The sequence below is a fragment of the Paenibacillus sp. P4_A7 genome (assembly GCF_056402455.1).
In genome coordinates this window covers 1-7601 of the sequence record NZ_JBFUHJ010000263.1, presented here as the reverse complement: position 1 = coordinate 7601, position 7601 = coordinate 1, and the positions used below count along the sequence as shown (strand labels likewise).

6 protein-coding genes are annotated in these 7601 nt (G+C 44.0%); all 6 read right to left on the bottom strand.

Annotated features, from left to right (window positions below; translation table 11 throughout):
• Nucleotides 1-1237: FAD-dependent oxidoreductase (locus AC1DWN_RS23005; RefSeq protein WP_477561230.1), on the bottom strand; the 1237-nt coding region annotated here is incomplete at its 3' end.
• A 72-nt stretch (nucleotides 1238-1309) separates the two neighbouring features.
• Nucleotides 1310-2146 carry a carbohydrate ABC transporter permease gene (locus AC1DWN_RS23000; RefSeq protein WP_477561229.1) on the bottom strand — a complete coding sequence of 279 codons (837 nt, stop codon included), beginning with the start codon at nucleotides 2144-2146 and terminating at the stop codon, nucleotides 1310-1312.
• A gap of 21 nt (nucleotides 2147-2167) precedes the next feature.
• Nucleotides 2168-3082 (bottom strand): carbohydrate ABC transporter permease, encoded by a 915-nt coding sequence (locus AC1DWN_RS22995; protein ID WP_477561228.1) that lies wholly within the window; start codon nucleotides 3080-3082, stop codon nucleotides 2168-2170.
• 238 nt (nucleotides 3083-3320) lie between these two features.
• Nucleotides 3321-4691, bottom strand: coding sequence for an ABC transporter substrate-binding protein (locus tag AC1DWN_RS22990; RefSeq protein WP_477561227.1), 1371 nt, complete (start codon nucleotides 4689-4691; stop codon nucleotides 3321-3323).
• Nucleotides 4692-4805: 114 nt separating this feature from the next.
• Nucleotides 4806-6398, bottom strand: a complete 1593-nt coding sequence (locus tag AC1DWN_RS22985; protein WP_477561226.1) for a response regulator — start codon at nucleotides 6396-6398, stop codon at nucleotides 4806-4808.
• A 4-nt stretch (nucleotides 6399-6402) separates the two neighbouring features.
• On the bottom strand, nucleotides 6403-7601 hold a 1199-nt coding region (locus AC1DWN_RS22980; RefSeq protein WP_477561225.1), incomplete at its 5' end, for a sensor histidine kinase.

Here is a 7601-nt window from a genome sequence, read left to right as displayed (position 1 = left end):
GCGCAATCGATACAGACATGACCCGTAAGGAGCTGAACGCTTCATGCGTAGCTGAAATACATCTGCCTGCGGTTATCAAATTGCTTACCTTATCCTGCAGCAGGCAGCGCAGCGGAATATCGTAGGAGGTTCCCTTGCTAAGCTCCACATAATGAGTGCCTTGACCTGACGGATCATGAATGTCGATCATATAATGCGCTTGAGCCACCACATCATCGAATTGCTTCAATTGGATAACGTCTGTTTCGGTTAAGGTGTAGCTCCCTCTTATTCTGCGGCTTTCACGTATGCCGACCTGCGTGGCCACTCTCTGCAAGTAGCTTTGCTCAAAGCCCGGTATATACGACTTCAAAAATTTCACGCACTCTTCAACTTGATAGCGTCCTTCGATCTCTGCCCGAGTCAAATCATCCGTCTTCGTGCCATTCACCTGCTGAATGCGGGTCATATTCAAATACACCACATCCGGCCTGCCTGGCAACGTCCAAGCGATTGCAATCGACTGACGAGGCACATTGAATAAAAATCCATCCGCCTTTGCCTTCGCAATTCGTTCCTCCTGGCCGCCGAAAATAATATGATTCATGCCTGAAATATGTCCATCGAACGGTGCCCCTTCAATTTGCTCAATCTCTTGAATGAGGCGGTCTGCATTTACACCGCCAACGGCGAACATCAGGGAAACCGGCTGCATCAAGCCGTCTGAAGGTCTGCCAATATCATAGGGAACGCCCGCCCGTGCGCACACATCCGCATCGCCTGTCGCATCAATATAAGTCTTGGCGCGAATCGCTTGCCGCCCTGATTTGCTCTCTACGATTAGCGCTTCCACGCGATCGCCCTTCATCACTACATCAGCAACCCATGTATGCAGCATCAGTTCTACACCGGCATCAAGCAATGTTTTCATATAATAAAAAGCTAGCGCCTCAGGATCGAACGGCTCATAATTATTCGTTTTAACTAACGAGCCTTGCTGAAACAGCTTATCTCTCATTTCCTGATAGAGACCACCGATAATCATTCGCTCCCCATCATGAAATCCGCTGGAAAAACCGGAAACTAGGCTGTTCGTACCTACCCCTCCCAAATAGCCGTATCGCTCAATGAGCAGCGTCTTGGCTCCGCTTCTGGCGGCTGCCAATGCGGCAGCATACCCAGCGGGTCCTCCTCCGGCAACAACAACCTCTGCTTCTCTAATCACTTCAATCGATTGCTCTGGAACCATAATAAACATAGAACATACACTCTCCCTCGATAAAGATCTACTTGTTAATTTCCAACAGTGACAATAGGAAACAGGTGTCCGTTATTTCAAGCCTGTACTCGAAATGCCTTCCACGAACCACTTCTGAAAAAAAGCAACGATAACGATGAGCGGTACAAGCGCTGATACCGAAGCTGCCATCATCAGAGTGTAATCCGTTCCGTTCTCATCAACAAAGTTGGTTAAACCGAGCGGCAATGTGTACAAGTTCGTATCGCGCAGGAATATCAGCGGATTTTCATACTCATTCCATGTCCATGTAAATGTCAATATTAGCAATGACACTAGCGCCGGCTTGGCGAGCGGTATAAATATTTGCCAATAAATTCGCCAATAGCTCGCTCCGTCTACCTTGCCGGCCTCGAGCAGCTCGCCAGGAATCGTCAGGAAAAATTGCCGCATCAAAAATGTGCCTATAACGGAGAAGACGCCGGGCAGAATGATCGACCAATGCGTATTCACCAGACCGACATAGTCAAACACGATAAAGCGTGGAACAAGTAAAATTTGAGACGGAATAATCATCGTTGCCAAGTAAAGCAGGAACATGATATCTCTGCCTTTAAAATTAAGCTTAGCAAAAGCAAAGCCCGCAAGTGAGCTGGTCAGCAAAGAACCAATTACGGTGATGACTGTAATTTTGATCGTGTTCCAATAATATTGGACGAAATGATATTTCTCTCCCCAAACCGTTGCATAGTTGCGTAAATTCCATGTTTTTGGTATCCATTCAATTGGATAGTTGAATATATCTGCCGGTATTTTGAACGATGCGGATAGCATCCATAGAAACGGCGACAGTATAATAGCTGCTAGTAGCAGCATGGCAGAAGTAATAATCGTTTTTATCAAAATAGGGCTGAATCGTTGCTTGATCATCGTATTTCTCTCACTCCTCTATTAAAAATGCTGCTGCCATTTTTTCTGACTTCTCCACTGGACAAGAGTTACGATGAAGATCATACAGAATAACAGCCAGGACAAAGTTGCTGCATAGCCCATTTTGTAATATTGAAACGCCTGAAGGTAAATATGGTAAGCCATTACCATCGTTGAATTGAGCGGCCCTCCTTGCGTCATGACATTGACGACTGCAAATACTTGGAATGTCGATATAATTAGCGTTATCGCTATGAGGAAGCTTGTAGGCTTCAACATCGGTACCGTAATTTTGAAAAATTGAGTAACCCGATTAGCGCCATCCATAGAGGCGGCCTCATACAAATCCTTCGAAATCCCTTGCAAGCCTGCCATATAGAGCACCAGCGTGTAGCCGATATACGTCCATGCAACCATAATCATGATCGCGATTAACGCCCATTGCGGGCTGGCTAGCCAGCCCGGCGGGTTATCGATTCCGATCGATCGAAGAACGGAATTGATCGGACCGCTTCTGGAATTGTATAGAACGCTCCACACAATGGACACCGCAACTAAGCTGCTTACATACGGCAGAAAAAAGATGGTCCTTAAGAAGTTTTTTAAATACACAAATCGATTAATTACAACTGCCAGCATAAGCCCCATCACCATAGCTAACGGAACGGTAACCGCAGTAAATAGCACATTATTGATCAGCGCTCTCAACAAATATTCATCCTTGGTCATGCGAATAATGTTGTCGAAGCCAGTGAAAGTAAGTCCACCGAACCCCTTCAAGTAATCCCAATCCATGAATACAAGATACAGGCTGAACAGCAGTGGCAGTACGATGAAAAAAAACACCCCTAATAGATTGGGCAAAATAAATAAATATCCCGCGATATTTTCCTTCATATTCTCTCTGAACAGCCTGGCTATCGCTTTATTATTCATGCTCGTTCACCCCTCATGTTGAATATAGGTTTTATACTAATGACTTCGATCTCATAATGAAACGTAGTATTTTAGGCGTTTTCCGTCTTTTTTTTAGCACAAGTATAAATGACTCTCCCCTCCTTTAGCGGGATAGGTTCGTCTCGCGGTGACTTATACTCCCTATAATTTAAAAAAAGCACCTGCGCATGACGATTGTCACAGCAGATGCTTCTTTCATTATGGTTAGCATAAAAAATTATTTACTTTCAGCTTCAATAGCTTGATCCGCACGAGCTTTGACTCTTTCCATTGCTTGCTCTAGAGTCTGTGCGTTCATCAAATATTTCTCTGATTCTTCTGTCAAGATTTTCGTCAGCTCAGCATAAGCCACCGATTTCACTTGCTTAGGAAACACATAATCAATGCTAAGCACTTGCTTCAATGACTCCACATCGATTAAGTCCTCTGCTTCACCTACGAATAATTCAACTACCTTGTCCATATCCGCTTGCTTATTGCTCGGAATACGTCCGCCTGAAATCATCGCTGTATTGCCCTCTGTCAAATACCAAGAGATGAACGACATCGCTTCTTCTTTATGCTCACTCTTGCTGTTGATGGACATGAGATCATTGAAGCCAGCAATATTCACTTTGCCGCCCTTCTCGTATTGAGGGTTTGGCGCAAAGGCTACTTTAAAATCACGCGGGAAATCTTGAGTGTTTTTTACATAACGCATCAAATGCGTGCCGCCTAGAATCATATTAGCTTGGCCAGTGAATAATTCACTGTATGGTTTAAGATTATTAGATACCGACTCTGACCAACTAATCATCGAATCCTCGTCATATAGCTGCTTTTGAAGCTCTAATCCCTTCTCAACAGCGGCACTGCCAAAGCTTGATTTGCCCTCTGCATTATAATAAGAATCCTCTGGCTGGTTAAGGGTCAGTAAAATTTTTGGTAGGATTTCTTCCGGAGCTTCAATAAAGCTGCCATACACGTCACCATTAGTTAGCTTGCCAGCAAGCGCAACATAATCATCCCATGTCCAATCCATCGGCAATTTCTCACCCGCTGACGCTAGCGCCGTCTGATTAATCAGCGCCATTGAAATTTGTTTCATCGCTGGCAAGTAGTAGATTTGGTCATCATTCTTAATGACATTGTCATTGCCGATCACTGCTTCCACATCAAAGCTTACCTTCTTAATCCATTCATCCATAGATGCTGTCATGCCAGCATTCATTCGGCGATTAAAATACGTTTCGCCATAGCTGATAAAGATGTCTGGCGCGTCTGTATTGCTGATCAACGCCGTGTCCAGCTTCGTATTTCCACTATCATCATTCACATAGCGAACATACTCTACCTGGATCTCAGGATGGCTTGCATTCCAGTTAGCTACAACGTCTCCGGGACCGCTTTCCTCTGGTACGCCACCCCAAATTTTCAGCTTAACCACCTTATCCGCTGACTTATTGCCAGTCGATTCTTCCTTCGTTCCAACTCCACTTCCATTGCCTGCATTCGTATTCCCATTACTGCTGCTTGAGCATGCGCTCAATATTGTACTTAGCGCCAGCATACTAACAAGCATCATTATCCACATGCTTTTTCTAATCAAAACTTATCCCCTCCGTATTGGCTGTATTTGTTATTGTCCGTCGACATGTCAAGAATACCAAGCGACTCGCCTTCTTAGAAGGGATTATTCCTGTATAAATCCGTCTCATTTTACTTATATATTAAAATAGATTTTCCTGTATTCTTGAGGATAAATACCCTCTATTTTTCTAAAAAATTTACCGAAATAATTAGGATCTGTATAGCCCACCGCTTCGGATATTTCGTAGATCTTCAACGCTTTGTCCTTTAACAGCTCCTTCGCCTTCTTCAACCGATATCTTGTAATCGAATCCATAATCGTTTCACCGGTTTCCTTCTTATACAGCACGCTTAAGTACGATTCCGAGTAACCAACCGCTTTAGCTAGATCCATCAATTTAATTTGGGTTGCGTACCCCTCCTTGATTATCTGTGCGACTTGCTGAATTTCGGGACGCCACTGATGATCCACACAATGATTCAGATGTTGAAAATAAACCTCAACCCATCCCTGCAGCCAAGCCACAACTTCATCCAATGTTTCCGCATTCCGAATCGTCTGGAATGGGAATCGGCCTTGGTATGGTGCAATAGAATAAATATCGCCGCCAACCTCACTCAACGATTGTGAGAAGAGATGAATAATCTTGATCCACTGCTCCTTCGTCTCACTTGGCTCAACCGCTTGCTGCTGAAACATTCGCTCACCCAGCTCTGTAATAAACGTTATAATAGCTTCCTGATTTCTTTGCTCAAGCAGCCTTATCAATTCCTCATCGCTCCAGCTAATTCTTTCAGTGCTTGCTGCCGATATAGATAGCGTTTCTACATACCTAATTTTTTCGACACCGCCATAGAAGTTAAAGCTTAAAGCATACTCTGATTCTGTGAATGCCGCATGCACATCATATATATCAGAGAAGGAGTTAGATACGCCGCAGCTTATATCCAGCTTCAAATATCTTTTCATACTGTCTCTGATTTCTTCCAGCAGTTTCGCAGAAAAACTCGCCAATAAAAGTGAGAACCTGCCTGCTTCCAGCAGTATTAGCTCACCGCTACCTCTCCCTCTCACCAACTCCGTTATAATATTGGCTACTGATTGAATAAGCAGCTTCTCACTCTTGAACGTATTCGTTTCCAACACCTGTTGATATCTGTCGATCTGCAGCATCACACTGCGATAGCTTTCACTCGCAGGAAACTGAAACTCCTGCAGCACCTCAGCAATTTCTCGCTTGCTGCAAGCTTTTGTAATGATGTCATAAAATCTTTTCTCACGGATTTCCTTTTGAAACATTTCGATTTTGGAGTTCAATTGCTTTGCTTGATTCTGTTCAGAGCGTTCTTGCTCAATTTGCTGCTGTACCGCACGAAGCTTCGACATAAGCTCTTGAGGCTCCATTGTGAGCTTAAGCACATAATCCAGCGCCCCAAGCTGGAGTGCCGTCCGCACAAATTCAAAGTCATCGTGATTGGACAAAATAATGCTTTTCATATGAGGATATAATTCCTTCACCCGGCGCAATAACGTCAAGCCATCCATCTGCGGCATATTGATATCTGTTAATAGCAAGTCGCATTGCTCGTGCTCCAATATACTTAGCGCTTCTATTCCATTAGATGCTTCAGCGATTAATTGAAAGCCTTCCTCTTCCCATGTTATGAAGGTTTTCAAGCCGACTCTAACTAAAAATTCATCTTCAATGATGAGCACCTTGATCACTTGACTATTCCCCTTTCTGCACTGGCAGCTGAAGCTTAACTTCAAAGCCTTCATTCTTGATGTTGCGAACCGTTAAGCCGTAGGTTTCACCAAAATGCATTTTGATGCGCTCATGAATATTATTTAGTCCAATGCCGCTAAATTTAGAAATAGTCATCGATTCATTAGTATCCGACCTATTTTCAATTGTGTCATCCGCTGCGCTAGAACTGCCCCCGCCATTATCTCTGATGCAGATCGTCACTATTCCATCATTAATTTCGCCATGAATCGTTATCATTAACGGAGTGGTTCTTCCGTGCATAATGCTGTTCTCTACAATGGGTTGGAGTGTAAACTTCAGGATCGACACCGACAGAAGCTCAGGTGGAAGGTTTACTTCCAGATGCACAATATTATTGAATCTAATATTTTGCAGGGATACATAGCTGCTGAGAAATTCTATTTCCTCTGACAGCAATGCCTGCTCCTTATCGTTCCTCATCGAATAGCTTAACAGCTTGCCTAAAGAGGTAATCATCTCACTCACATGCTCCGCACCTGAGAACTTAGCAGACCATTTGATCGACGTAAGTGTGTTGAACAAAAAATGCGGCTTTACTTGAGCCTGCAAAGCTTGAAATCTAGCCTCTTCCTTTCTTTTCTGCTCTTCGGCAACATTTTTGACCAGTACACTTAAGCTCGCAACCATATCATTGAATTTTCTGCTAAGCAGCACGAGCTCATCGTCGCCGCTTCCGATTGGAATGGGCGTAAAATTTCCAGAGCCTACCTTGCTCATCGAGCTATGCAGCATCCTTAACCGTTTCATAATGCGCAGCATAATCATGACAAATAGACAGCAACAGACCAACAACAGCAGCACAAGCCAAAAAATAGATTGATTGCGCAGCGATTGCAGTTTTTTGGAAAATAGATCATTAGGCGTCGCTTCCATTAAGCTCCAGCCTAGCTGCTTAATAGGCTGATCATTAATCAAATAATGCTGATCGAGTGCGGCATACATCTGTTCATTCCCAAGCAGCAGCGCTTGCTCATTCATTAGAAAAAGCTGACTATTCGCAGCTTCCGCAGAAGGCAGGTCCGCTATCATCTCCGGCAGTAATGAACGAATCGGAACCGCTATCATAACGATGCCATAGCCCTTACCTGTACTGCCGGTTAACAGCCTGGTCATCGTTAAATACTGCCCTGTTTCAGCGC